The organism is Pseudomonas sp. FBCC-B1565 (assembly GCF_059133265.1).
This window is the reverse complement of sequence record NZ_CP101438.1, coordinates 1,419,844-1,443,901: the sequence shown is the minus strand read 5'-3', so window position 1 is coordinate 1,443,901 and position 24,058 is coordinate 1,419,844. Positions and strand designations below refer to the sequence as shown.

Genomic DNA, 24,058 nt, shown 5'->3' with positions numbered 1-24,058 from the left:
GCCCCCTCCCACAGTTTTATCCTGCGAACAGCCCCGACATCAGCTTCAACCGCTTCTTGTACACCCGCCGCGCCTCCAACGCCTCTTCCAGCGTCACTGCCACAAACCCCGCCCGCTGGTTCGGTTGCATCTGCCCGATCAAATCCAGGTCGGCACTGATCACCGTGCCGATCATCGCGTAGCCACCACCCGACACCGCGTCCCGGTGCAACACAATCGGCTCCAACCCGGCCGGCACCTGGATCGAACCAATCGGGTAGCAACTGTCGACGATGTTCGACGGATCCGACCCCGCGCCAAACGGCTGCTCCCGTGGCTGGAAGCTCAACGCACTGCCGCCCTTGAAGCGATAGCCGATGCGGTCGGCTTCGGAACCCACGGTCCAGGGCTCGGCGAAAAAGCTGCTTTTTGCCGCGTCCGTTAGGCGCTCGTAATACAGCCCCGGCACCACGCGCAGGGTGACATCCCCGCCCACCGAACGGCGCAACGCCATCGGCAAACTGTTGCCCGCACGCCCCGTGCCACTGGCTTCACCGATGGGCAACTCGTCGCCTTCCTGCAAGCGCCGACCGTGAAAGCCGCCCAGCGCGCCGAGGGTGTAGGTGGCGCGGCTACCGAGCACCAGCGGCACATCGATGCCACCGGCCACCGCGAGGTAAGTCCGCGCCCCCGCCTTGGGAAACTCAAAGCGCAACACCTGCCCGGCACGCACCTGGAATGCCGTGTCTTGGTGCACCACTTCACCGTCCAGGCGCGGCGACATCAAGGCACCACTGAGGGCCACCAGCGCATCCTGTTGGAATTCCAGTTCGGGGCCGATCAGCGTGCACTCCAGGCCCGCTGCGCCCACCGGGTTGCCCACCAGATGGTTGGCCGCGCTCAGCGCGTATTGATCCAGCGCGCCCGACGGCGGGATGCCCAGGTGGTAGTAACCTTCGCGGCCAAGGTCCTGCACGGAGGTGGCGAGGCCGGGTTTGAGGACCTTGATCATGCCAGCGCCTCCTGCAGGGTTTTCGGATAGCCAATGGGGTCGGCGAGAAACGCGTCGAGGGAAAATTCCACCGGGCGGATGCGCAGGTCGAAACGTCCTGCATCCACTTGCGCTACTGCCTGATCGTAAGCGTCGCGGTCCATGGGTTTGAACTGCACGATATCGCCGGGGCGGAAGAACACCATGTGCTCCTTGAGGTACGCCAACTGCTGCGCCGGGTCGTAGATCGGCGCCGGGGTCACGCCGAACATCTGGTAACCGCCGGCACCGCGCACCGAGTAGATGCAACCAAAACAGCCGCCATGGCCGAGGGTGAGTTTCGGCGTATCGGTGCGTGGGCGCAGGTACTTGGGCACTTGCAATTGGCGCTCGCGCTCGACCATCTGGAACATGAACGGCAAGCCCGCGACAAACCCGACCATCGACACAAACCACGGCGCACCACTGTGGGCTGCGATAAACGCGTCGACATCAGCCAGGCCATTGATGCGTGCGGCGTACTCCAGGTCGGTGCCGCTGGGGTCCTGGTGGCGGTCGCGAAAACGCATCAGCGTTTCGTGCGTCCACGGGTCGTTGTACAGCACCGGGATTTCGATGATGCGCGTGTGCAGGGTGCGTTCGGCCACGGCCTGGGCTTCGGCGGTCTGCACCGCGTCGAGCAATACGTGAGGGGCAATGCGGTCGGGGTCAAAGCGAATCTGGAACGATGCATTGGCCAGGCACACATCCAGCACGCCTTCCAGCGCCAGGCGTTCCACGGCGCGGGTCACCGCCATGCCTTTGAAAAAGGCCTCCAGGGACATGCTGTCGCTGACCTCGGCAAACAGGTGTTCATCACCGCCAAAGCTGTAGCGGATGGGGGACGTTTCAGCCATGTCTGTTCCTCTTGGAATCGTTGTAGAAAGGCAGGCGAAAAAATAAGGTGATGATTTTTTATTGTGGTGTCTTGACCGTGATGCCCGCTTGGTCCAGCGCTTCGCGGGTGGCTTCCACCAGTTCCAGCGCACCCGGCGTGTCGCTGTGCAGGCAGATGGAATCGAATTCGATAAACAGGTCTTCACCTTCCACGGTGCGCACAAGCCCCGTCTGACAGGCCCGCAGGACGCGTGCCGCCACTGTTGCAGGATCCAGTGCCCGCACATTGCGGGTAAACACGATGGAGCCGGTCAGATCGTACTCACGGTCGGCATAGAACTCCCGCACAACCGGCTGCCCCAGTTCCGTGGCCGCACGCCAGATCACCGAATTGGGCATGCAGTACAGCAGCAAGGTCGGCTCGATGATTTGCAGGTTCTGCACCAGCAGCCGCGCAGCTTCTTCGTCGCGGGCCAGGTGCATGTACAGCGCGCCGTGGGGCTTGATGTGTTGCAGGGTCACGCCCTGGGCGCGGGCGATTTCCCGCAGGGCGCCGAGTTGGTAGAGCATGTCGTCCACCAGCTCTTGAGCCGGGGCGTTGATGTGGCGACGGCCAAAGCCGACCAGGTCGCGGAAGCCCGGATGCGCGCCGATGGCCACGCCCAATTGTTTGGCCCGCTCGACGGTGCGACGCATGGTGCCGGGGTCGCCGGCGTGGAAGCCGGTGGCGATGTTGGCCGAGCTGATATAGGCCATCAGTTCTGCGTCGACGCCATCGCCGATGGTCCAGGGGCCGAAGCCTTCGCCCATGTCCGAGTTGAAATCCACTGCCTGCATCGAAGTCGCTCCGCCTAAGTGATAGAGGAAAAGTAGGCTGCGGCTTGACCCCTTGGGAAGATCTATTATCAGATGACCCATCTTCTGAAAATCAGATAGCCCTATGTTATGGAGAGGCCGATGTCCCTGACCTTGCGCCAAATTCGTTATTTCGTCGCCACCGCCGAGATCGGCCAGATTTCCCAGGCGGCCATCCACCTGAACATATCCCAATCGGCGGTGACTACGGCGATCAAGGAGCTGGAGGGCATGCTCGGCGTGCAGTTATTCGTGCGCTCGGCCCAGGGCATGAACCTCACGGATGCCGGGCGGCATTTTCTCAACCGTGCCTACGTGATCCTGCGCAGTGTCGATGACGCGCTGAACAGCCCGCTGCCCGACTACCGCGCCAGTGGCGTGCTGCGCCTGGCCGCCAGCTACACGGTACTCGGCTACTTCCTGCCGCACCATTTGCAGCGCATGGAGCACTGGCACCCGGACGTGACCATCGAGGTCTTCGAGCAGGAGCGCCAGGCCATCGAACAGGGCTTGCTCGATGGCCAGTTCGACATGGCGGTGGTGCTCACCGCCAACCTCACTCACCCGGCCATCGTTTCGGAAATCCTCTTCAATTCGGAACGCCGCCTGTGGCTGCCCAGCCACCACCCGCTGTGCGAACGCGGCGCCGTGAGCCTGGCCGACGTGGCCCGCGAACCCTACATCCTGCTCACCGTCGACGAGGCCGAACACAGCGCCATGCGCTATTGGGAACAGGCCGGGCAAACGCCCCTGGTGCGGCTGCGCACCAGTTCGGTGGAGGCGGTGCGCAGCATGGTCGCCAACGGCAGCGGCGTGGCGATCCTGTCCGATCTGGTGCATCGGCCCTGGTCCCTGGAAGGCAAGCGTATCGAAACCCTCACCGTCACCGACCCCGTCACGCCGATGAGTGTGGGCCTGGCCTGGCACCGCGAGCGCGCCTTCACCCCGGCGATGCAGGCGGTGCGCAATTACTTCCACGACGCGTTCCTGGCGCCGCAGCAACTGTCGGCGCGGCGTTAGAGGTGGGCTTGCAGGGTGGCGGCCAACCAGTCCATGAACACCCGCACCCGCAACGGCAAATGCCGCTGGCCGGCATACAGCAGTGACACGTCCAGCGGCGGCGCCGGGTAGTCCGGCAGCAGCGCGACCAGCTCACCGCTGGCCAATAAATCAGCGATACCCAGGGCCGGCACCTGGGTAATCCCGAAACCGCCCAGGCATGCCGCCCTGTAGGCATCGGTGCTGTTGACCGTCACGCGCCCGGCCATGGGAACGCGGTGCACCTTGTTGCCCAGCAGGTATTCAAAGCCAGCCGAGCGCGCGCCCAGCGGCCGCACGTAATGCACCAACTGGTGCCGCGCCAGGTCGGCCAACGTCTCGGGCATGCCATGGCGTTGCAGGTACGCCGCGCTCGCGCAGTTGATCATCGGCATGCTGCACAGCAGGCGCGCCACCACGCTCTGGTCCGGTTGCGCACCGACGCGCAGCACGCAATCAAAGCCTTCGGCGAGCAGGTCGACCTGGCGATCGGTGGTGCTGATCTCCAGCTCGATCAGTGGGTGAGCATGCATGAATTCGGGCAGGCGCGGCAGGATCAATTCCCGCGCCATCACGTTGGGCATGTCCACCCGAATGCGCCCGCTCAGTTGCGCTTCATCCTGGCGAAACAAGCCCTCCAGCTCCTCCATATGCGACAGCAGATCCTTGCTGCGCTCATACAAAACCCGGCCGTCCTGGGTCGCCTGCACCTTGCGTGTGGTGCGTTGTAACAGGCGCGTGCCGAGCAGCTCTTCCAAGGCTTGCACATGCTCGGACACAGTCGAGCGCGGCAGGCCAAGGCTGTCGCCGGCCTGGGTAAAACTCGACAGTTCGGTGACACGCACGAAGGTGCGCAGCAGCTCAAGTTTGTTCATTTGATTGTTCGCCTAATCCGGCCAGTGATTCCGGTATAACGCTGTTTATCACGTTATGGGCGAATAAATACACTGGGTTCCACTGATCACCCACGAGGACTAGACCATGACCCGTAAAATCGCACTCATCACCGGCGCCAGCCGTGGCCTGGGCAAAAGCGCCGCGCTGCACCTGGCGGCACAGGGCGTTGACATCATCGGCACCTACCACAGCGCGGCGGCTGAAGCCCAAGCGGTGGTCGCACAGGTCCAGGCCCTGGGGGGCCGCGCCGCCATGCTGCAACTGGATGTGAGCCAGAGCGGCACCTTTGATGATTTTGTCGGCGAAGTCGGCACCGTGCTCAAAGACGTATTCGCACAGGACCACTTCAATTTTCTGATCAACAACGCCGGCATCGGTGCCCACGCCAGCTTTGCCGAGACCACCGAAGCGCAGTTCGACCAATTGGTGGCGATCCAATTCAAAGGCCCGTTTTTCCTAACCCAGAAGCTGTTGCCACTGATCAACGACGGTGGTCGTATCCTCAATATCTCCAGCGGCCTGGCGCGTTTCAGCCTGCCGGGCTATGCGGCGTATGCGTCGATGAAAGGTGCGATGGAAGTGCTGACCCGCTATCAGGCCAAGGAATTGGGCGGTCGTGGGATCACCGTGAACATCCTCGCGCCCGGCGCCATCGAAACTGATTTCGGCGGCGGCGCCGTGCGCGACAATGCGGCGCTCAATACGATGGTCGCCAACAACACCGCTCTAGGCCGGGCAGGCTTACCGGACGATATCGGCGGCGCCATCGCCGTCCTGCTGGCCGACGGTAGCAACTGGATCACGGGGCAGCGCATCGAGGCGTCGGGCGGCATGTTTCTGTAAAAACGTGTCGCGCAGTACGTCATAGCCCCAGTGATAGACATAGGTGTACGGCAGGAAAAACAGCAGTACACCGATGTCGAGCATGAACGCCTGCATCAGGCTGATGTTCAGCCAGGCCGCGATCAACGGCACGGCGACGATGATCAGCCCGCCTTCGAACATCAGCGCATGCAGCACCCGCGTCCAGCCGCCGTTGGACAGTTGCAGGCGCACCTTGAGGCGGTCGAACAGGCTGTTGAAGATGATGTTCCAGGTCAGCGCCAGCAGGCTCAGGCCCAGGGTCACCGCACCCATTTCCAGGGCCGGTCTGCCAGTGATCCATACCAGCAGCGGCGTACAGATCAACAGCGCCAGGCCTTCAAAACCCAGGGCTTGGCATACACGTTCAGTAATCGACTTGGTAGGGCTCATAACCTGTGCTCTGTGAAGGACGATGCTTGCCATGATTACCCTTTGAATCGATACTTCATAACTAATAACCATCGATCAAGGCGATAGTCATGGCCTCCCACGAAGTGCTGCAAGCGTTTGTCCAGGCCGCCACCCAAGGGTCGTTTTCGGCGGCGGCACGCAAGCTGGGCAAGAGCCAGTCCACCGTCAGCGCGGCCGTGGCGAGCCTGGAAATTGACCTGGATGTGCTGCTATTCGACCGCAGCAGCCGCAAGCCGACGCTGACTCCGGCCGGCCATGTGCTGCTGCAACGCGCCGAGCAGGTGCTGGAGGCCAGCAGCCGTTTGGAATTGGCAGCGAGCCAGTTATCCCAGGGGTTGGAGCCGAAACTGACCATCGCCATGTCGGATACCTACCAATCCGATCGTTTCGAGATCGCCCTCAAAGCCTTTGAGCAGCGCTACCCGGACCTTGAACTGGAATGCCTGATCGCCGAATGTGAAGACTTGATCGCCCTTGTGCAAAGTGGGCGTGCGCATATCGCATTTATCGAAAAGCAGGAGGTCTACCCACCCGACCTGACGGGCGCTCCGGTGGAAGAACGCACGGAAATCGCGCTGTTCGTCGCGCCGACACACCCACTGGCACACCTGCGCAACATCTCGACCGACACGCTGCAACAACACCGCGAATTGCGCCTGGCCAGCATTATCAACCCGACTGAAACCCGCCCAACCGGCCGGGTATGGTCGGCACCCAGTTATTTGATGCTGATGGAAATGGCGCAACTGGGCTTCGGCTGGGCGCCGATCCCGCGCTGGCTGGTGGAGCGTTTTGGCGGCGACCATCTGGTCGAACTCAAAGCCCGCAGTTGGCCACGCTCGGTGGCCGTGGATGCGCTGTGGTCACGGCACCACCCGCCAGGGCCGGCGGGGAGTTGGTTGCTCGGCAAGATGCTCGAGTAACTCTCCACCAGGACCAGCTCTTTCAAAGTCTTTGAAGAACCAGCCATATCTGGCTAATACCATTCCATTAAAGGCGAACACTGCAACTGTGGCGAGCGGGCTTGTCCCGCGTTGGGTTGCGAAGCGACCCTGGGAGGAGGAATGCAGTGAGTCAGGCAATCTTCGGCCGCTGGTGTTGGGGCCGCTTCGCAGCCCAACGCGGGACAAGCCCGCTCGCCACAGGGTGTTAATCGCCAGTTCTACCTAAAGACCTTGAAAGGGCTGACCTTAAGGACGCCATCGTCGGCAAGCCGGGCTCCTACAAAGTCAGGCGGCCTGAACCTGCGGCGGGCGGTTGTTCTGGAAGTATTCGTGCAGGGCACTCAATGCGGGCAGCGCCAATGTTTGCGCGGCGACGCGTCAGCAGCCTTGATTCAGAGTCCCGCCAAACGTTTTTCGATAAACCTGCGTTCGGGCGCCTGCTGGGTCAAGGCCAGCGCCCGCTCGTAGGCAGCGCGTGCCTCTTCGACACGCCCCAGTTGCCGACTAAACTCTCCCCGCGCCGAATGCGCCAAGTGGTAATCCAGCAACTCGCCACGCGCCAGAATCCCCTCCACCTGCTGCAAGCCCGCCAACGGTCCATCGCGCATGGCCAGCGCTACGGCGCGGTTCAGTTCGATCACCGGTGACGGCGTTGCCCTGAGCAATACATCGTAGAGACCGACGATCTGCGGCCAGTCCGTCTCATCCGCATGCGCCGCTTCGGCATGCACCGCTGCGATGGCGGCCTGCAGGCAATACGGGCCAAAGCGCCGGGTGCCCAGTGCGCGCTCCACCAACCCACAGCCTTCGGCAATCAACGACGCGTCCCACAGCGAGCGATCCTGTTCATCCAGCAGCACCAACTCACCCTCGGCCGAGGTGCGCGCCGGGCGGCGGGACTCGTGCAACAGCATCAACGCCAGCAAACCCATGACCTCCGGCTCGGGCAGCAACTCCAGCAGCAGGCGCCCCAGGCGAATCGCTTCGCGGGTCAACTCCTCGCGGGTCAGGTCAGCCCCGACGGACGCCGAATACCCTTCGTTGAACACCAGGTAAATCACCCGCAGCACCGCGTCCAAACGCTCCGGCAGCGCGTCCCTAGACGGCACCTGATAAGGGATTTTCGCCTCACGGATCTTGCCCTTGGCGCGCACGATGCGCTGGGCGATGGTGGCCGGCGTGGCCAGGAACGCCCGGGCGATTTCCTCGGTGGTGAGGTCGCAGATCTCACGCAAGGTCAGCGCCGCCTGGGCATCCGCCGCCAACGCCGGGTGGCAGCAGGTGAAGATCAGGCGCAGGCGGTCGTCTTCCACGTCTTCATCGCTCCAGTCAGCCGCTTCCAGCGTGTCGGCCTGCTCCTGCAACAACGGGGTAAAACGCGCCTGACGGCGCAGACGGTCGATGGCCTTGAAGCGCCCGGTCGACACCAGCCAGGCCCGTGGATTGGCCGGCACACCGTCCAGCGGCCAGCGCTGCACGGCGACGAAAAACGCCTCGTGCAGGGCTTCCTCGGCCAGGTCGAAGTCGCCCAGCAAGCGAATCAACGTGGCGAGCACCCGACGTGATTCGCTGCGGTAAAGGGCATCGACCGAGAGGGTCAATCGTGCATACCCTCGGTCACCAGCGTGACCAGCCGATCCAGGCTCTGGCCCCAGCCATCGTGAAAGCCCATGGCTTCGTGGGCCTGTTTGTCTTCGGCGCTCCAGTGCATGGCCCGGGCGGTGTAGAGCGTCTTGCCATCGACCTCTTCGAAGGTAACTTCAGCAGTCATGAACGGCTTGCCCGAGGGTATCCAGCCGGGCGTGAAGGCGTCGGTGAACACCAGCCGATTGGGCGCTTCGATTTCCAGGAATACGCCCTGGGTCGGGTATTCGGCGCCGTCCGGCGCACGCATCAGGGTACGAAACCGGCCACCGACCCACAGGTTCATTTCGCACTCGGGGGTGGTCATGCCGTGGGGGCCCCACCATTGCTGGAGCAAGGCGGGTTCGGTCCAGGCGCGGAACACCCGGCTGCGCGGTGCATCGATCAGGCGGCTGATGGACAGCTCAAACTCGGCAGGTTGCGTAGACATGGGGTAAACCTCTTGAGTCTTATGGTTGTTGTGTTCAGAGATTCAATTCACGCACGGGGCGCACTTCCACACTGCCGACCCGGGCCGCCGGAATACCACCGGCCACCTGGATCGCTTCGTTCAAGTCGCGGGCCTCGATCAGGTAGAACCCGGCGAGCTGCTCCTTGGTTTCGGCAAACGGCCCGTCGGTGATCGACAGCTTGCCATTGCGCATGCGCACGGTGGTGGCAGTGCTCACCGACTCCAACGGCTCGGCAGCCAGCATGCGACCGCTGGCCTGTACGGACTGCGCGTAGGCGAAGCATTCCGGGTCTGCCGGGCTGTCCGGCGAGGTGTGCAATACCTGTTCGTTGCTGTAGATCAGGCAGAGGTATTTCATGGGTTTCTCCGTTTTCGGACTACTGACTATAGTTCGCGGCGCTCACGGTTTCAGGTCGAACAGACCGGCGCCGGTTTCCATGTCAAAAGGCGCGGACCAGTGCTCATGCACCACCTTCCACTGTCCGTTGATGCGCTGGTAACCGGCGCTGACCCGCATCCAGCATGTCTTGAGCACGCCATCCGGCCCGGCGCCACCACAGTGGGCGAGCCAGTGGGCAAAGGCGCTGTCTTCTCCGGCAACGATATGCAGCTCATGAAAGTCGAAAATACCGGGGCCGGGGCAAAACTCCATGCAGGCCTTCCAGTGCGCCTGGTAGGCAGCCTTGCCTTTGAATTGCAGGGCGCCAACGGCGTCGAACGCGACGATATCATCGGCGTAAAAGCTGACAATCTTGTCGACATCCTTGGCCGTGACGGCGTATTTCCATTGTTCGATCAGGGTGTTGATTGCAGTGCTCATGGCGATACTCCTCGGGGTAGAAAACTCACGGAAGACCCCCCTAGTCGAATGGCCCTTCGGCAAATCGACAACCCGCTTAAAAATAATTTCGCCCTCGGCAAACCCGCTAGAATCCACGCCTCTTTGTAGGATTTCGGATGCACCACCGATGGAAACCCGCCTCGTCGCCTATGAGACGCTGAGCCTTGCGCAGAAACAGCAACTCGACACCCTGCAAGTGCATCCCGAGCAACTGCCGTATTCCGGCGATATCTACTGTGCGCTGAACAGCCTGCTGGTCAACCCCAGCCCCGGCGCCATCAAGGGCTTCGCCCTGCTCGCCAACGAAATACCGGTGGCCTTCCTGCTGCTCAAACGCCCACCATGCCTGCCCCATTGGGCCGATGAACATAGCGCGACCTTGCATGCGTTGCAGGTGGACCGGCATCAACAAGGGCGCGGGTTTGGCAAGGCGTGCTTGCAGGCGCTGCCGGCGGCGGCACTGGCTGCGTGGCCGCAGATCAAGGGCCTGGAGTTGTCGGTGGACGCGGACAATGTGGCGGCGATGGGGTTGTATCTGAGGGCTGGGTGGCTGGACAGCGGGGAGGCGTATAAGGGGCGGATTGGGTATGAGCGGAGGTTGAGGTGGGTGTTTGGTCAGGCCAACCTTGACACGCTCAAAATGTAACGTATACATAACTTAACAACAGCCAAGTAATAAATACGTGACATGGATACTTCTGTAATCACTCATCGACTCGGCATCCAACTACGTTCCCTGCGCCTCAACCGTGGCTATAAGCAGGCCGATTTGGCGAAACTGGCCGGAGTTACCCGACAAAAACTGATCGAAATCGAGAAAGGCAGCCTCTCGGTCTCGATGAATGCCTATGCCCGGGTGACTGCAGCACTGGGCAGCGAATTCAAATTAGTGCCTGTGACCCTGCCGACCCTTGAGGAAGTGGAGGATCTATTTAATGACTAATCCCAGGTTGCGTGTTCACACACCTCAAGGTGATAGCGGCAGCGTATTGATGGGTGCCGATGACTATCTGTTTCGCTACGGCGATAACACGCAAGCGCATAGCGCAGTCAGCCTGTTGATGCCGGTTCGCACAGAAGAATATCGCCGCCGAGAACTCCACCCCATCTTCCAGATGAACCTGCCGGAAGGCTACGTCCTGGAGCAACTGCGCAATCGGCTCGCCAAAACGGTCAGAGTCGACCCGATGTTGCTGTTGGCACTCTCGGGCAGTAGCGCGCCGATCGGCCGGGTTTTCGTGTCTTCGGATCAAGTAAATGAGCTGATCCATCGCAACAGCTCTCCGGCAACCGGAGAAAGTCTTGACGAAATTCTCGCCTGGGATGGCGCAGAAGACCTGTTCGTCGAACTGGTGGATCGCTACATCCTGCGAGCAGGCATTTCTGGCGTGCAGCCCAAGGTGCTGGTGCCGGAAAAGCCGCTGACACCCGAACAGAAATTCACCTCGAAAACCAACGACCTGATTATCAAGAGCGGGCGCGACGAGTTTCCGGGGTTGGCCATCAATGAATACCTGTGCATGTCCATTGCCCGCGATGCAGGTCTGCCCGTGCCGCCGTTTTACCTGTCACAAAACCATAAGCTGTTCATCATGCGGCGCTTTGATCGTGACGAACACCTCAACCCACTGGGTTTTGAGGACATGACTACACTGATGGGCCTGTCCGCCGAACAAAAGTACACCAAGAGTTACGCCGCCATCGCCAAGGCCGTACGTGTGTTCTGTGCCCCGGCCTATCAACGCAGCTCACTCGATCAATTGTTTGATAGCGTGGCGCTGAGCTGCATCGTGGCTAACGGCGATGCGCACCTGAAAAACTTCGGCGTGCTCTATAGCGACCCCGCGCAATCGGATACACGTTTGGCGCCTGCTTACGACATCGTCAACACCACTGCTTACACTCCTGAAGACACATTGGCGCTGGACCTGAGTGGAAACAAATCGCTGTTCGCCTCACGCCTGGGCATCCTCGAATTTGCCAGAACCTGCGAAATAGAAAATCCCGAAATGCGCATCCAGGCGCTCCTGCAGACGCTTGAAGTCGTGCTCAAGCGCGAAGACGATTACTGTCGATTAGCGCCTGAGGTCGCGAAAGCCATTCGGCGATCCGCTCAGGGTTACCAACACAGCTTTGGCGGCTGAACACGCGCCCGTATTCATCCAAGGACAAGGTGACTCTCATGCTGACAACTCTCGAACAACTCGAAACCCTCTACGGCCTCCCCCACGAGCGCGCCGTACGCAAGGAAATCCCGTTTCTCAATGAGGACTACCAGGCGATGGTGCGGGCTTCACCGCTGGTGGTGGTGAGTTCGTCCGGGCCGGACGGCATCGACGGTTCGCCACGCGGGGATGTGCCGGGGTTCGTGCGGATCGTGGATGAGCGCACCCTGGCGATTCCGGATCGGCCGGGAAACAACCGCCTGGATACCTTGCGCAACCTGGTGCAGGACCCGCGCATTGCGTTGCTGTTCATCATCCCCGGGATCGGTGAGACGTTGCGGGTGAATGGGCGGGCGCAGATTTGCATTGAGCCGCAACTGCTGGAGAGTTTTGCGGTGAATGGCAAGCCGGCGCGCTCGGTGATTCTGGTGCAGGTGGAAGCCGCGTATTTCCACTGCTCCAAGGCGTTTGTCCGCTCGGACTGCTGGAACCCGGAGAAACACCTGGACCGTTCGGCGCTGCCCTCGGCGGGAGCGTTTCACAAGCGGCTCAATGATGGGCAGTTTGACGCCGAGGCGTATGACCGGGAGATGCCGGAGCGGGTCAGAACCACGCTGTACTGATACCTCTGTATGAGCCGGCTTGCCGGCTCATACACGGGCAATCAGCCTCTTTCTCCCACCGGCAACCAGATCTCCACCGTCCCGGTGCCCTTGCGCCCGTCAAAATCCGCGCTGTAGCGCTCGAAATCCGCGCCCATCACCTTGTAGCCCGAGTGCGGCAACCACTCGAACATGATGCGTTCGTACGTTTGCTCAAGCGCCTGCACCGGCCCGTAATGCGGGAACACGGCATAGTTGAGCGGCGGAATCTCGATAGACTGGAAGTTGCTTGGCACGTCGGCTTTTGTAAGGACTTCAACCCCGGCCATGTAGTCGAATTCGCCATGGTTGGGGTTATGGCAAACGCCATAGGTCACACCGCCCACGCGCTTCTTGATGTCCTTGATGCAGGTGTCGAACAACTCCCACAGCTTAGGGATATCGCCCACGGTGGCCTTCGAATAACGCCCTTGTACACCGGCAATCACCAGGGCCTTGCCCGCTTCCATGCGTGGCTCCAACGGTTGTTTTGTCTGCTGATCCATACGAACAGTCTCCTTCTTATGAGGGAACAAACCCGTATCGAGTATAGGGGCATATCCACGCGGTACTCCATGCAGAAAATTTCCTACACATCTGGACAACTGGCCATCATCGACCGTATTGTCTGCCCCGCAGGTCACCGCAGTGGCCGACGTCGCTCGGACGGTTCCGGGCGCTTACGTACTCTCGAGGCAACAATGGCCGACCAAGGTTCGCCGCGCCGCTTTGCGCGCATAGATCGACTCCCCCCGTATGTTTTCAATATCACTGCCGAGCTGAAGATGGCTGCGCGTCGGCGCGGCGAAGACATCATCGACTTGAGCATGGGTAACCCCGACGGCGCCACGCCTCCCCACATCGTGGAGAAGATGGTCACCGTCGCCCAGCGTGAAGACACCCACGGCTACTCCACCTCCAAAGGCATTCCGCGTCTGCGCCGGGCGATTTCGCGCTGGTACAAGGACCGCTATGAAGTGGACATCGACCCCGAGTCGGAAGCCATCGTCACCATTGGTTCCAAGGAAGGCCTGGCGCACTTGATGCTGGCCACCCTGGACCAGGGCGACACCGTACTGGTGCCCAACCCGAGCTACCCGATTCACATCTACGGTGCGGTGATTGCCGGCGCCCAGGTGCGTTCGGTGCCGCTGGTGCCTGGCGTGGACTTCTTCGCCGAACTGGAACGGGCGATTCGCGGCTCGATCCCCAAGCCGAAGATGATGATCCTCGGTTTCCCGTCCAACCCTACCGCGCAGTGCGTGGAGCTGGACTTCTTCGAACGCGTGATCGCCCTGGCCAAGCAGTACGACGTGCTGGTGGTGCATGACCTGGCCTACGCCGACATCGTCTACGACGGCTGGAAAGCCCCGTCGATCATGCAGGTGCCCGGCGCCAAGGACATTGCGGTGGAGTTTTTCACCCTGTCCAAGAGCTACAACATGGCCGGCTGGCGCATCGGTTTCATGGTGGGTAACCCGGAACTGGTCAACGCCCTGGCGCGGATCAAGAGCTACCACGACTACGGCACCTTCACCCCGCTGCAAGTCGCCGCCATTGCTGCACTGGAGGGCGACCAGCAGTGCGTGAAGGACATCGCCGAGCAGTACCGCCAGCGCCGCAATGTGCTGGTCAAGGGTCTGCATGAACTGGGCTGGATGGTGGAAAATCCCAAGGCGTCGATGTACGTCTGGGCGAAAATCCCCGAGCAGTATGCCGCCATGGGCTCGCTGGAGTTTGCCAAGAAATTGCTGCTGGAAGCCAAGGTGTGTGTGTCGCCGGGCATCGGCTTTGGCGAGTATGGCGATGATCACGTGCGCTTTGCGCTGATCGAGAACCAGGACCGGATTCGCCAGGCGGTGCGCGGGATTCGTGGGATGTTCCGGGCGGATGGCCTTGCCCCCAAAACCGGCGTCTGACTCAGCCTAAATGTGGGAGGGGGCTTGCCCCCGATGGCGGTGGATCAGTCACCAGATGCTGTGACTGACACTCTGCTATCGGGGGCAAGCCCCCTCCCACATTTGTTCCGCGGTGTGGCTTAGACCACCAGCGACAGCAGCATGATGAAAATCAACGCGACCACAGACAGAATCGTCTCCATCGCCGTCCAGGTCTTGAACGTCTCGGCCACGGTCATGTTGAAGTACTGCTTCACCAGCCAGAACCCCGCATCGTTGACGTGAGACAGGATCAACGAGCCCGCCCCCGTCGCCAGCACCAGCAGTTCACGGTTAACCCCCGGAATCATGCCCACCACCGGCACCACGATGCCCGCGCCGGTAATGGTCGCTACGGTAGCCGAACCGGTCGCCACACGAATCACCGCCGCCACCAGCCACGCCAGCAAAATCGGGTTGATCTGTGCGTTCACCGCCATGTGGCCGATCACATCACCCACGCCACTGGTCACCAGCATCTGCTTGAAGCCACCACCGGCACCGATGATCAGGATGATCGCGGCAGTCGGCGCAAGGCTGGCGTCGAGCAGCTTGAGGATCTGCTTGGAGTGGATGCCCTGCCGATGGCCAAAGGTGTACAGCGACAGCAGCAAGGCCAACAGCAAGGCGGTGATCGGGTGGCCGATCATGTCCATCCAGTTGCGTACCACGTTGCCTTCGGCAAACGCGATGTCGGCGAAGGTTTTCAGCAGCATCAGGAACACCGGCAACAGCACGGTGACCAGGGTGATGCCGAAGCTTGGCAGGTCTTTGTTCTCAGGCTCGCGGGCCAGTTGATCGACCAGTTCCTGGGACGGGTTGCCCGGGATGTACTTGGCGATGAACGTACCGAAGATCGGGCCGGCGATAATGGCCGTTGGCAGTGCGACGATCAGGCCGTAGAGGATGGTCTTGCCGATGTCCGCGCCAAACACACCGATGGCCAGTAGCGGGCCCGGGTGCGGTGGCACCAGGCCGTGTACCGCCGACAGACCGGCCAGCAACGGGATGCCGATCTTGATCAGCGACACGCCGGTACGGCGCGCGACGATGAACACCAGCGGGATCAACAGCACAAAGCCGATCTCGAAGAACAGCGGGATGCCCACCAGAAATGCGGCGAACATCATGGCCCACTGGACCTTCTCTTTGCCGAAGGCGCGGATGAGGGTCTGGGCGATCTGATCGGCACCACCGGATTCGGCCATCATCTTGCCGAGCATCGTACCCAGCGCGAGGATGATGCCGACAAAGCCGAGCACCCCGCCAAAGCCGTCCTGGAACGCCTTGATGATCTTGTCCACGGGCATGCCCGAGGTCAGGCCGAGGAAACCGGCCGCGATGATCAGGGCAATGAACGGGTGCACCTTGAACTTGGTGATCAGAACGATCAACCCGATGATGGTAACCACTGCATCGAGCAGCAGGTAGGACTCGTGGGACATGCCAAACATGGGGGGTCTCTCCTGTTTGTTGTTGTTATTAAAGCGGGTGTTGAATTTCCTGCCGGGGACAGCGCTATCTTTTCCGGCAAAAAATCAGTTGGATGGTTCAAAACCGTGTTGCAGCCACCAGGCATTGGTCTGCTCGGCCAGCTCCTCGACGCTGTCTTCGCTGGCGTTGAGGGCCAGGGTCAGCGGCTCGCCCTTGGGCGATTCAAGGGTGGCGAACTGGCTGTCTATGAGGCTGGCGGGCATGAAATGACCTGGGCGATGGGACACGCGGTCAGCCGCCACTTCACGGGTCAACTCCAGGAACACAAAACCCAGGCCTGGCGCGGCTTCGCGCAGATGGTCGCGATATTTCTTTTTAAGGGCGGAGCAGGTGAGCACGGGATGCTCGCCCGCCTTGAGCGAACGGCGCAGCTCATCGCACAGGATGTCGAGCCAGCCGGCGCGGTCGTCGTCGTTGAGGGGGTGGCCGGCGCTCATCTTTTCGATGTTGGCGGCGGGGTGAAAGCTGTCGCCTTCAATCGCGGTGGCGCCGTTCAGGCGGCACAGGGCCTCGCTGACACTGGTCTTGCCACAGCCGGCGACACCCATGATGACCAGGGCGGTAACAGGTTGACTCATGAAACACCTCAGGACGCAGATAGCGCTACCTTTGCACGCTGTAAGGCTAGTGCAAAAACAGGCTTTCCCGCGCCGTCTTGTCATTTTTATGGAGTGACGCGTGCATCCTCTCCAATCATTTGAACCGGATCAGGCAACCCTGCGTTCAAGCATTTGCAGCTACTTGGAGACAGCGCTACCTTAGTGCCTCGATTTTTGTTTGGCAAGCCGCCTGATGACCTCCAAGAACGATAAAAAAATGCGCACCACGGGTCGCCCGACCCTTAATGAAGTCGCCCGCCTGGCCGGCGTCAGCCCGATTACCGCCTCCCGCGCCCTGCGCGGCATCAGCACCGTCGCCACCGAACTGGTGGAGAAGGTGCAACAGGCCGCCGCCGAACTGAACTACGTGGTCAACCCCGCCGCCCGCGCCCTGGCCTCGGCCCAGAGCCATTCGGTGGTGGTGTTGGTGCCGTCGTTGTCCAACCTGCTGTTTATCGAAACCCTCGAAGCCATCCACCAGGTGCTGCGTCCCAAGGGCTTCGAAGTGCTGATCGGCAACTCTCATTACTCCCGCGATGAAGAAGAAAACCTGTTGCGCAACTACATGGCCTACCAGCCACGGGGTTTGTTGCTGACGGGGTTTGATCGCACCGAAAGCGCCCGACGAATGGTCGAGGCCAGCAATGTGCCTTGCGTGTACATGATGGACCTGGACCCGAACGCCGGCGTGAACTGCGTGGGTTTCTCGCAACTGGCGGCGGGTGAGACGGCGGCGGCGCACCTGCTGTCCCGTGGGCGCAAGCGCCTGGCGTACATCGGCGCGCAACTGGACCAGCGCACGCTGCTGCGCGGTGAAGGTTTCCGCCGCGCGCTGCAGCAGGCGGGCTTGTATGACCCGGCGCTGGAACTGCTGACACCGCGCCCGTCTTCCGTGGGCCTGGGAGGTGAATTGTTCCTGCAGTTGCTGGCGGCCCATCCGGACGTGGACGCGATCTTCTTCGGCAACGACGACCTGGCCCAGGGCGCACTGCTGGAGGCCATGCGTCATGGCATCAAGGTGCCGGAGCGTGTGGCTGTGCTGGGCTTCAACGACTTGCCGGCGTCGTCGTTCATGGTGCCGCGCCTGAGCAGCATCAGCACGCCGCGTGAGGCGATTGGGCGGAGGGCGGCGGAGCATTTGCTGACGATCATGGCGGGTAACAAGATCGCCAAGCCAGTGGTGGATATGGGCTTTGAATTGCAGATACGAGAAAGCACTTGACCCATGTGGGAGGGGGCTTGCCCCCGATTGCAGTGTGTCAGGCCGGTTAGCTGCAACTGCCCCACCGATATCGGGGGCAAGCCCCCTCCCACATTGCTATCACCCCTGCTAGATTGGTCCTTCTCCAAATGCCAGGGAAGCACCATGGGACACTCACTGAAAATCTTGGGCCGCGCGTCCTCCATCAACGTGCGCAAAGTGCTTTGGACCTGCCAGGAACTGGGCATCGACTACCAGCGTGAAGACTGGGGCACCGGCTACTCCCCCACCCAATCCGCCGAATTCCTCGCCCTGAACCCCAACGCCCAGGTGCCGGTGCTGATCGACGATCACGGCGTGCTGTGGGAATCCAACACCATCTGCCGCTACCTCGTCGGCCTTTACCAACGCCACGACCTGCTCCCCGCCGAACCCGCACCACGGGCCCGCGTGGAGCAATGGATGGACTGGCAAGCTACCGAACTCAACCCGTCGTGGGGTTATGCGTTCCATGCGCTGGTACGCCAGAACCCCGACTACCAGGACCCACAGCGCATCCATGCCGGCGTGCAAGCCTGGAATGACAAGATGGGCCTGCTCGAACAGCAGTTGATCAAGACCGGCGCCTACGTGGCGGGTGATGAGTTCACCCTGGCCGACATCCTCATCGGCCTCTCGGTGCATCGCTGGCGCAACGCCCCTCTGGCGCATCCGCCCTACCCTGCGGTGCAGGCGTATTACCAGCGCCTCAGCCAGCGCCCCGGTTTCAAAACCTTTGCCCTCGACGGCCATAACTGAGCACGCTGCGAGAGAAAGCATCCCCAGGATGACGCGTTTCAAACAGTCGAGATTCCAATCACTTATTGAGTTTCCCCATGCCCGCACTCTCCAGTACCGACGGCATCGACCCGATCCGTGCCGCCCACATCAGCGCACGCATCGATCGCTTGCCCGCCGTTGCGACCGTCTGGCGCCTTGTCGCGCTGCTGTCGATAGGCGGTTTTTTCGAGCTGTATGACCTGTTCCAGACCGCCTACATCAGCCCCGGCCTGATCAGCGACGGGATTTTCCACACCGGCAGCGAGGGCGTATTCGGCTTCTCGGACCAGGCAGCCTTCGCCTCGGCGACCTTTCTCGGTCTGTTCCTCGGTGCCAGCCTGCTCAGCCCCATCGCCGACCGTTTCGGGCGCCGGGCGATCTTCACTTTTGCGTTGATCTGGTACACCGTCGCTACCGTGTTGATGGGGATTCAAACGTCAGCGCTGGGCATCATCGGCATGCGTTTCCTGGTGGGTATCGGCCTGGGCATCGAACTGGTGACCATCGACGCCTACCTCTCGGAACTGGTGCCCAAGCGCATGCGCAGTTCGGCGTTTGCCTTTGCGTTTTTCATCCAGTTCCTGTCGGTACCGGCGGTGGCATTGATGTCATGGTGGCTGGTGCCCCAGGCGCCATTCGGCGTGTCGGGCTGGCGCTGGGTAGTGCTGAGCAGTGCGGTGTTTGCGCTGTTTATCTGGCAACTGCGCAAGCGCCTGCCGGAATCACCGCGCTGGCTCGCGCAAAAGGGCCGTTTTGAAGAGGCCGGGGCAATCATCGACATCCTGGAAGCACGCTGCCAGAAAGACCATGGCAAGCCGCTGGATGAGCCGGAACCGGAAGCCGTCAGCGTGCAAGGCAGTGGCCGCTTTGCCGATATCTGGCAACCGCCGTACCGCCGTCGCGCGCTGATGCTGATCGTGTTCCATGTGTTCCAGGCCATCGGCTTCTTTGGCTTCGGCAATTGGTTGCCGGCGTTGCTGTCGGGCCAGGGCGTCAGCGTGACCCACAGTTTGCTCTACGCCTTCATCATCACCCTCGCCTACCCGCTGGGGCCGTTGCTGTTCGTGAAGGTGGCGAACCGTTTTGAAAACAAATGGCAGATCGTCGGCTCGGCGATGGGCGCGATGATCTTCGGCAGCCTGTTTGCCCTGCAAACCACGGCGGTGGGTCTGGTGGTCTGCGGGGTGATGATCACCTTCTGCAACGCCTGGCTGAGCTTCAGCTACCACTCCTATCAGAGCGAGTTGTTCCCGACCAACATCCGCGCACGGGCGGTGGGCTTCTGCTATTCGTTCAGCCGCTTGTCCACGGTGTTCAGCAGCTTGTTGATCGGTTTTATCCTCGAACATCTGGGCACGCCTGGAGTGTTGGCGTTCATTGCCAGCAGCATGCTGATCGTGATGATCACCATCAGTTGGTTCGGACCGCGTACGCGGAACCTGGCGCTGGAAAACATCGCCCACTGAGCAAGGTAGCATTCGGCGGGGGGTCAATGTCGATGGCACGTCCCCCCCTTCGTTCGTAGGGCAGTTTTATATTGATCCCGCCTGACTGTAGCAAACCCCGACACTATCGAAACAACTGCCATGCCTCACCCAACCTTGGAACACGAGTAGCTATTAGAGCTCTTATATGAAACCCATATAAACCTAATTCAAAAATTGCCACACCTCTCCAGTATAAAAGTCAAACACCGAACTATGCATCGCTTACCGCAACGAATCTACTGTCAACCTTTACAGTAGACAAAATAACGCGCCCATTTACACTCACTCCATCTCTAAAAAGAGAGCCCCGCTCAAACTCACACAGAAAGGAACTCGCCATGACCGCAAATACGAAGCCAATCTCCGCAAGTTTCATATCCAATGAAACGCCAAAGGCCACTGGGCACTTCCAGGTCTCCAAGTCGCCTCAAGGCAGTTTCACAACAGACACGGTCTTTCTGTCACAGACAGAACAATACAATATCGTGGAATGCTTTATTAAATGGCCCAATGGAGAAGAAGTCATTATTAGTTTGATTGTCGAAAAAGTTCCAGGAGAGTCGAACGGAACATTCCTCGGGGCTGGCATACGCCCTTGGTCCACTTATAACGCTAAGGACGCCAACGGAAATGGTACTTTCTACTGGTCCGATCAAGGCTCCTACAGCATCGTTTATATCCCGAACACCAAACATGTCACTGGATCCGTAACATCCATCTCAATACGTGACGGAGAAGAAGTCGAAGTTAAATATGTTTTTAATGTTTCTGTCTAAAGTTAGACCTTAAAACGTTTTGCCTTCGATATCCATTTGAATAGGGATCAAACGCAGCCCGAAGCTGCCAGTATGCCGAACCGGCTTTGGAAAATATCGCCCATTGACGGCAATGGCTGGCCGCCGGCAGGACAACCCTTGCCGCGTCGGCCACGCCATCCCCAATAAAACCGGGCACTTCACACCCGGCACGCTATTTGCTCCACCTGTGGCACCGCACATTTCCACAGGTGACCGATCATGCTGGTTAACAACAACACCCAAGCCGTGTCGACCGTTCAACAGATCAAACGGCCCGACATGGACCCCGCCAACGCCGCCGCCAGCGCGCTGTACAGCGGTGCCCTGCAGGCCGCGCAGCAAAGCGTGACCGTGCCGGCCGCGCAGAAGGAACTGGACAAGGCCGCCGACCGCATCGACGAAGCCTTCGCCAAGACCCGTGTGCAGTTGCAGACCAGCGCGGCGACCTCGGATGTGCCGGCTACCAGCGCCACCTCCGGCGCACGTGCCGAGTTCACAGACTACATGAGCAAATCTCCGGCCGAGCGTATCCGCGAGCAATTGCTCAAGGAGCAGGGTTTGACCGAGGCGGATGTGCAGAACATGTCCCAGGAAAAGCAGGACGCTATTTCCAAGCAGGTGGCTGAACGCCTGAAGCAGCAGCAAGAACAGCAAGTAGCGGCGAAAACCGCTGAGCCGCAGGCGCAGACAGTCAAAGAAACCCTGGCCGCGATCTGACGCCGCACAACCCTGTAGGAGCCCCCACTCCTACAGGTTATTGCAGTTGCAACGTCGAGTTGAACTGCCCGATCGCATCCACCACATGCCGTGACCCTTCCTGGATTTCCAGGATCACCTGCCCCGCTTCATTCGCCAGTTCCACCCCCAGCCCCGTGCGGCTCAAGCTCGACTGCATGCTCGACACCGCACTCAGCGACAGGTCGTGGTTCTTGCGCACCACATCGACAATCTCCACCGTCGCCTGGCTGGTACGTGCCGCGAGGCTGCGCACTTCATCGGCCACCACCGCAAAGCCACGCCCATGCTCGCCCGCCCGTGCCGCTTCAATCGCGGCGTTGAGCGCCAACATATTGGTTTGCTCGGCAATGCTGCGGATGGTTTGCACGATGCTGCCGATGATGTCCGATTGCTTGCTCACCGCATCAATGCTTTGCGCCGCCTGGTTCAGATCGTGGGAAATTTCTTCAATGATCTGCACCGTCTGCTGCACCACCTCCGAGCCCTTGCGCGCACAGGCGTCGTTTTGCACCGAGGTGGCGTGGGCCGAATCGGCTGCGGTTCTCAGGGTCGCGACCTGGTCGGTGATGTCGCTGGCGAACTTGACTACTTTGTACAGGCGCCCACTGGTGTCGAAGATCGGGTTGTAGGACGCCTCCAGGAACAATGTCTTGCCGTATTTGTTTTTGCGTTCAAAGCGGTGCGAGTGGTATTCGCCGCGATTGAGCGATGCCCAGAACGCCTTGTAGGCCGGCGACTCCACTTCGCTGCGATGGCAGAACATGCTGTGGTGCTGACCGACGATTTCATCCAGGGAATACTGCACGGTTTTCAGGAAGTTTTCGTTGGCGTTGAGGATCTGGCCCTGGGGAGTGAACTCGATCACCGCCATGGAACGGCTAATGGCATCGATCAGGCTCTGGTTTTCATGTTCATGGTGAACCCGTGCGGAAATATCCGACGCGACCTTGATCACGCTCTGCACGTGATTGTCCTTGTCCAGCACCGGCATATAGCTGGCTTCGAGCCAAACTTCCTGGCCGTGCTTGTTCACACGCATGAAGGTGCCGCTGAGCGCCTCGCCCCGTGCCAGGTCGCGCCATAGCTTGGCGTAGGCATCGGTGTGGGTGTAAGCCTCGTCGCAGAAGATACGGTGGTGTTTGCCGCGAATCTCCTCGGCGCTGTAGCCCATGGTTTGGCAGAAGTTGTCGTTGGCATCGAGGATCACGCCAGTAGGGTCGAACTCGATCATGGCCATGGAACGGCTGATGGCGGCGAGTTTGGCGTTGGATTCGGTCAGGGCGCAGGAGAAACGTTCGATTTGTTGCAGGTCGGATTTGTGATGGCGGTTGAACATATTCGGATCACCCTTTCAAATACCAGCGCCTGGCAAGGCGCATTCCATTCACGGATTGAATAGTGCTGGCAGATCTTTATGGGAACAACCATCCGAATCGCTTTATATGCCAAGCGTCATCAACGGTTCTGGATGAGCATAGACAGGGCTTGCCGCTATGCAAGGTCACTAGTCAACCAGCATTTCCAACAGTGCGCTGACGGCGGCTGACGGTGGACGACTCGGCGTACCGACCAAGGCAAATTCACGGTGCAGCGGCACCTTCAGCGCCATCACCCGCAGGCCCTTGCGCTGGATAGGCAGGGCCATTTCCGGCACCAGCGTGACGCCAACCCCCTCGCGCACCAGGCTGAAGGCACTGTTCCATTCGCGCACTTCCACGCGAATATCCCGCAGGGTCAGCCCCGCTGCGGCCCCCAGGCTGCGTGCATTGGCGGTACAACCACCGGTAGCCAGTACGAAAGGCTGCTCAAGTAACTCCTCAAGCGACACACATGCATCAGCCGGGCGTTGCGCCAGCGCATGGTCCACCGGCAACACCGCCATCCATAAGTCACGGCCCAACACGGTCGCATTGCGCTCGGGCGTGGGGTTGAGCACCACGCCCAGGTCGACGAGGCCGCTATCGAGCAAGGTGAGCACTTCGTTGTCGGTGACATCCAGAGTGGTAACCTCGATACCGGGATAGAGCTGCGCAAAACGCTGCAATGCGGGGGTCAGAAACGTCGCCAGCACCATCGGGAAACTGGCGATGCGGATCGTCCCACGCAACATGGGCCTGGCTTCGTCCACAGTGCTGCGAATCGCCTGCAAGGCGCCGAGCATCACCCGCGCCTGTTCGATCACACTCAAGCCCAGGGCCGTGGGCAAGGTCTTGCGCGGTTCACGGGTGAACAGTTGCGCGCCCAACGTCGCCTCCATGCCGGCCATGGCCTGGCTTGCAGCGGACTGGGTCATGCCCACCCGCTCGGCGGCGGCGGTGATGCTACCGTGATCGGCCACGGCCACCAGCAGGCGCCAGTGCATCAGGTTCATCATGGCAGTAGCTGTCCT

The 24,058-nt window shown here is 60.8% G+C and carries 26 protein-coding genes and 2 pseudogenes; 13 read left to right on the top strand and 15 right to left on the bottom strand.

Annotated elements, in window-relative coordinates; all coding sequences use genetic code 11:
- Positions 1–16 precede the first annotated feature (16 nt).
- The 3 genes from NL123_RS06885 to NL123_RS06875 are packed head-to-tail and all read right to left on the bottom strand — an operon-like array spanning position 17 to position 2,683.
- Positions 17–991, bottom strand: a complete 975-nt coding sequence (locus NL123_RS06885) for a 5-oxoprolinase subunit C family protein (protein WP_248483872.1) — start codon at positions 989–991, stop codon at positions 17–19.
- Positions 988–1,866, bottom strand: coding sequence for a 5-oxoprolinase subunit B family protein (locus NL123_RS06880; protein ID WP_494357466.1), 879 nt, complete (start codon positions 1,864–1,866; stop codon positions 988–990). The genes NL123_RS06885 and NL123_RS06880 overlap by 4 nt, the downstream gene beginning before the upstream one ends.
- 58 nt (positions 1,867–1,924) lie before the next feature.
- Positions 1,925–2,683 (bottom strand): 5-oxoprolinase subunit PxpA, encoded by a 759-nt coding sequence (locus NL123_RS06875; protein ID WP_494357465.1) that lies wholly within the window; start codon positions 2,681–2,683, stop codon positions 1,925–1,927.
- 120 nt (positions 2,684–2,803) lie between these two features.
- Between NL123_RS06875 and NL123_RS06870 the strand changes: the two genes are divergently transcribed.
- Positions 2,804–3,721, top strand: a complete 918-nt coding sequence (locus NL123_RS06870) for a LysR family transcriptional regulator (protein WP_494357464.1) — start codon at positions 2,804–2,806, stop codon at positions 3,719–3,721.
- Here NL123_RS06870 and NL123_RS06865 read toward each other — a convergent pair.
- The gene (locus NL123_RS06865) at positions 3,718–4,614 is read right to left on the bottom strand and encodes a LysR family transcriptional regulator (RefSeq protein WP_494357463.1); all 897 of its coding nucleotides are present in this window, start codon (positions 4,612–4,614) and stop codon (positions 3,718–3,720) included. The two genes, NL123_RS06870 and NL123_RS06865, sit on opposite strands and share 4 nt — an antisense overlap.
- A gap of 106 nt (positions 4,615–4,720) precedes the next feature.
- Between NL123_RS06865 and NL123_RS06860 the strand changes: the two genes are divergently transcribed.
- On the top strand, positions 4,721–5,479 hold the full coding sequence (locus tag NL123_RS06860) for an SDR family NAD(P)-dependent oxidoreductase (protein ID WP_248483882.1): 759 nt from the start codon (positions 4,721–4,723) through the stop codon (positions 5,477–5,479).
- On the opposite strand, the gene NL123_RS06855 is transcribed toward NL123_RS06860, so the two are convergent.
- Positions 5,378–5,890: a multidrug/biocide efflux PACE transporter gene (locus tag NL123_RS06855; protein ID WP_071496625.1), complete on the bottom strand. Its 513-nt coding sequence runs from the start codon at positions 5,888–5,890 to the stop codon at positions 5,378–5,380. The two genes, NL123_RS06860 and NL123_RS06855, sit on opposite strands and share 102 nt — an antisense overlap.
- 89 nt (positions 5,891–5,979) lie before the next feature.
- Between NL123_RS06855 and NL123_RS06850 the strand changes: the two genes are divergently transcribed.
- Complete coding sequence (locus NL123_RS06850; protein WP_494357462.1) at positions 5,980–6,834, top strand: LysR family transcriptional regulator; 855 nt, start codon at positions 5,980–5,982, stop codon at positions 6,832–6,834.
- Positions 6,835–7,247: 413 nt separating this feature from the next.
- Here NL123_RS06850 and NL123_RS06845 read toward each other — a convergent pair whose 3' ends face one another.
- From NL123_RS06845 to NL123_RS06830, 4 genes are read right to left on the bottom strand one after another with little or no spacing between them, the layout of a single operon-like run.
- Positions 7,248–8,456, bottom strand: coding sequence for an RNA polymerase sigma factor (locus tag NL123_RS06845; RefSeq protein WP_494357461.1), 1,209 nt, complete (start codon positions 8,454–8,456; stop codon positions 7,248–7,250).
- Entirely contained in the window at positions 8,453–8,929 is a 477-nt protein-coding gene (locus NL123_RS06840) for an SRPBCC family protein (protein WP_248483893.1), read from the bottom strand. The genes NL123_RS06845 and NL123_RS06840 overlap by 4 nt, the downstream gene beginning before the upstream one ends.
- Positions 8,930–8,963: 34 nt before the next feature.
- Positions 8,964–9,308 (bottom strand): YciI family protein, encoded by a 345-nt coding sequence (locus NL123_RS06835; protein ID WP_016978318.1) that lies wholly within the window; start codon positions 9,306–9,308, stop codon positions 8,964–8,966.
- Between the two features lie 42 nt (positions 9,309–9,350).
- Positions 9,351–9,770 carry a YybH family protein gene (locus NL123_RS06830; RefSeq protein WP_494357460.1) on the bottom strand — a complete coding sequence of 140 codons (420 nt, stop codon included), beginning with the start codon at positions 9,768–9,770 and terminating at the stop codon, positions 9,351–9,353.
- A gap of 148 nt (positions 9,771–9,918) precedes the next feature.
- Between NL123_RS06830 and NL123_RS06825 the strand changes: the two genes are divergently transcribed.
- The 4 genes from NL123_RS06825 to NL123_RS06810 are packed head-to-tail and all read left to right on the top strand — an operon-like array spanning position 9,919 to position 12,579.
- Positions 9,919–10,437, top strand: a complete 519-nt coding sequence (locus NL123_RS06825) for a GNAT family N-acetyltransferase (RefSeq protein ID WP_494357459.1) — start codon at positions 9,919–9,921, stop codon at positions 10,435–10,437.
- A gap of 42 nt (positions 10,438–10,479) precedes the next feature.
- Positions 10,480–10,734: a helix-turn-helix transcriptional regulator gene (locus tag NL123_RS06820; RefSeq protein ID WP_248483899.1), complete on the top strand. Its 255-nt coding sequence runs from the start codon at positions 10,480–10,482 to the stop codon at positions 10,732–10,734.
- The gene (locus NL123_RS06815) at positions 10,727–11,935 is read left to right on the top strand and encodes a type II toxin-antitoxin system HipA family toxin (RefSeq protein ID WP_494357458.1); all 1,209 of its coding nucleotides are present in this window, start codon (positions 10,727–10,729) and stop codon (positions 11,933–11,935) included. The genes NL123_RS06820 and NL123_RS06815 overlap by 8 nt, the downstream gene beginning before the upstream one ends.
- A gap of 38 nt (positions 11,936–11,973) precedes the next feature.
- Positions 11,974–12,579 (top strand): pyridoxamine 5'-phosphate oxidase family protein, encoded by a 606-nt coding sequence (locus NL123_RS06810; protein ID WP_248483903.1) that lies wholly within the window; start codon positions 11,974–11,976, stop codon positions 12,577–12,579.
- 41 nt (positions 12,580–12,620) lie between these two features.
- Here NL123_RS06810 and NL123_RS06805 read toward each other — a convergent pair whose 3' ends face one another.
- Positions 12,621–13,103 carry a GyrI-like domain-containing protein gene (locus NL123_RS06805; protein ID WP_248483905.1) on the bottom strand — a complete coding sequence of 161 codons (483 nt, stop codon included), beginning with the start codon at positions 13,101–13,103 and terminating at the stop codon, positions 12,621–12,623.
- 195 nt (positions 13,104–13,298) lie between these two features.
- Here NL123_RS06805 and alaC point away from each other — a divergent pair, with 195 nt between their 5' ends.
- Positions 13,299–14,516 carry an alanine transaminase gene (gene alaC, locus NL123_RS06800; protein ID WP_494357457.1) on the top strand — a complete coding sequence of 406 codons (1,218 nt, stop codon included), beginning with the start codon at positions 13,299–13,301 and terminating at the stop codon, positions 14,514–14,516.
- A 119-nt stretch (positions 14,517–14,635) separates the two neighbouring features.
- Here the strand turns inward: alaC and NL123_RS06795 are convergent, their stop codons facing one another.
- Together NL123_RS06795 and NL123_RS06790 are read right to left on the bottom strand one after the other, a co-directional pair.
- Positions 14,636–15,988: a GntP family permease gene (locus NL123_RS06795; protein ID WP_058423189.1), complete on the bottom strand. Its 1,353-nt coding sequence runs from the start codon at positions 15,986–15,988 to the stop codon at positions 14,636–14,638.
- Between the two features lie 84 nt (positions 15,989–16,072).
- Complete coding sequence (locus NL123_RS06790) at positions 16,073–16,606, bottom strand: gluconokinase (protein WP_058423190.1); 534 nt, start codon at positions 16,604–16,606, stop codon at positions 16,073–16,075.
- A 211-nt stretch (positions 16,607–16,817) separates the two neighbouring features.
- On the opposite strand from NL123_RS06790, the gene gntR reads away from it, so the two are divergent.
- The 5 genes from gntR to NL123_RS06765 all read left to right on the top strand — a co-directional run bounded on the left by gntR (position 16,818) and on the right by NL123_RS06765 (position 21,648).
- Positions 16,818–17,849, top strand: coding sequence for an HTH-type transcriptional regulator GntR (gntR, locus tag NL123_RS06785; RefSeq protein ID WP_179029310.1), 1,032 nt, complete (start codon positions 16,818–16,820; stop codon positions 17,847–17,849).
- Positions 17,850–17,993: 144 nt separating this feature from the next.
- Complete coding sequence (locus tag NL123_RS06780; RefSeq protein WP_494357456.1) at positions 17,994–18,626, top strand: glutathione S-transferase family protein; 633 nt, start codon at positions 17,994–17,996, stop codon at positions 18,624–18,626.
- A 77-nt stretch (positions 18,627–18,703) separates the two neighbouring features.
- A complete protein-coding gene (locus tag NL123_RS06775) occupies positions 18,704–20,113 on the top strand; it encodes an MFS transporter (RefSeq protein WP_494357455.1) in 1,410 nt (469 codons plus the stop codon).
- Positions 20,114–20,472: 359 nt separating this feature from the next.
- Positions 20,473–20,910 (top strand): hypothetical protein, encoded by a 438-nt coding sequence (locus NL123_RS06770; protein ID WP_494357454.1) that lies wholly within the window; start codon positions 20,473–20,475, stop codon positions 20,908–20,910.
- Between the two features lie 240 nt (positions 20,911–21,150).
- Positions 21,151–21,648 (top strand): hypothetical protein, encoded by a 498-nt coding sequence (locus NL123_RS06765; RefSeq protein ID WP_071489477.1) that lies wholly within the window; start codon positions 21,151–21,153, stop codon positions 21,646–21,648.
- 37 nt (positions 21,649–21,685) lie between these two features.
- Here the strand turns inward: NL123_RS06765 and NL123_RS06760 are convergent.
- From NL123_RS06760 to NL123_RS06750, 3 genes and pseudogenes are all read right to left on the bottom strand, one after another.
- Positions 21,686–22,102 (bottom strand): annotated as a pseudogene (locus tag NL123_RS06760) (methyl-accepting chemotaxis protein); the annotation flags it as partial.
- Between the two features lie 132 nt (positions 22,103–22,234).
- Positions 22,235–23,005 (bottom strand): annotated as a pseudogene (locus NL123_RS06755) (PAS domain-containing protein); the annotation flags it as partial.
- A 168-nt stretch (positions 23,006–23,173) separates the two neighbouring features.
- Positions 23,174–24,043 (bottom strand): LysR family transcriptional regulator, encoded by an 870-nt coding sequence (locus tag NL123_RS06750; RefSeq protein WP_494357453.1) that lies wholly within the window; start codon positions 24,041–24,043, stop codon positions 23,174–23,176.
- Between the last annotated feature and the right edge of the window lie 15 nt (positions 24,044–24,058).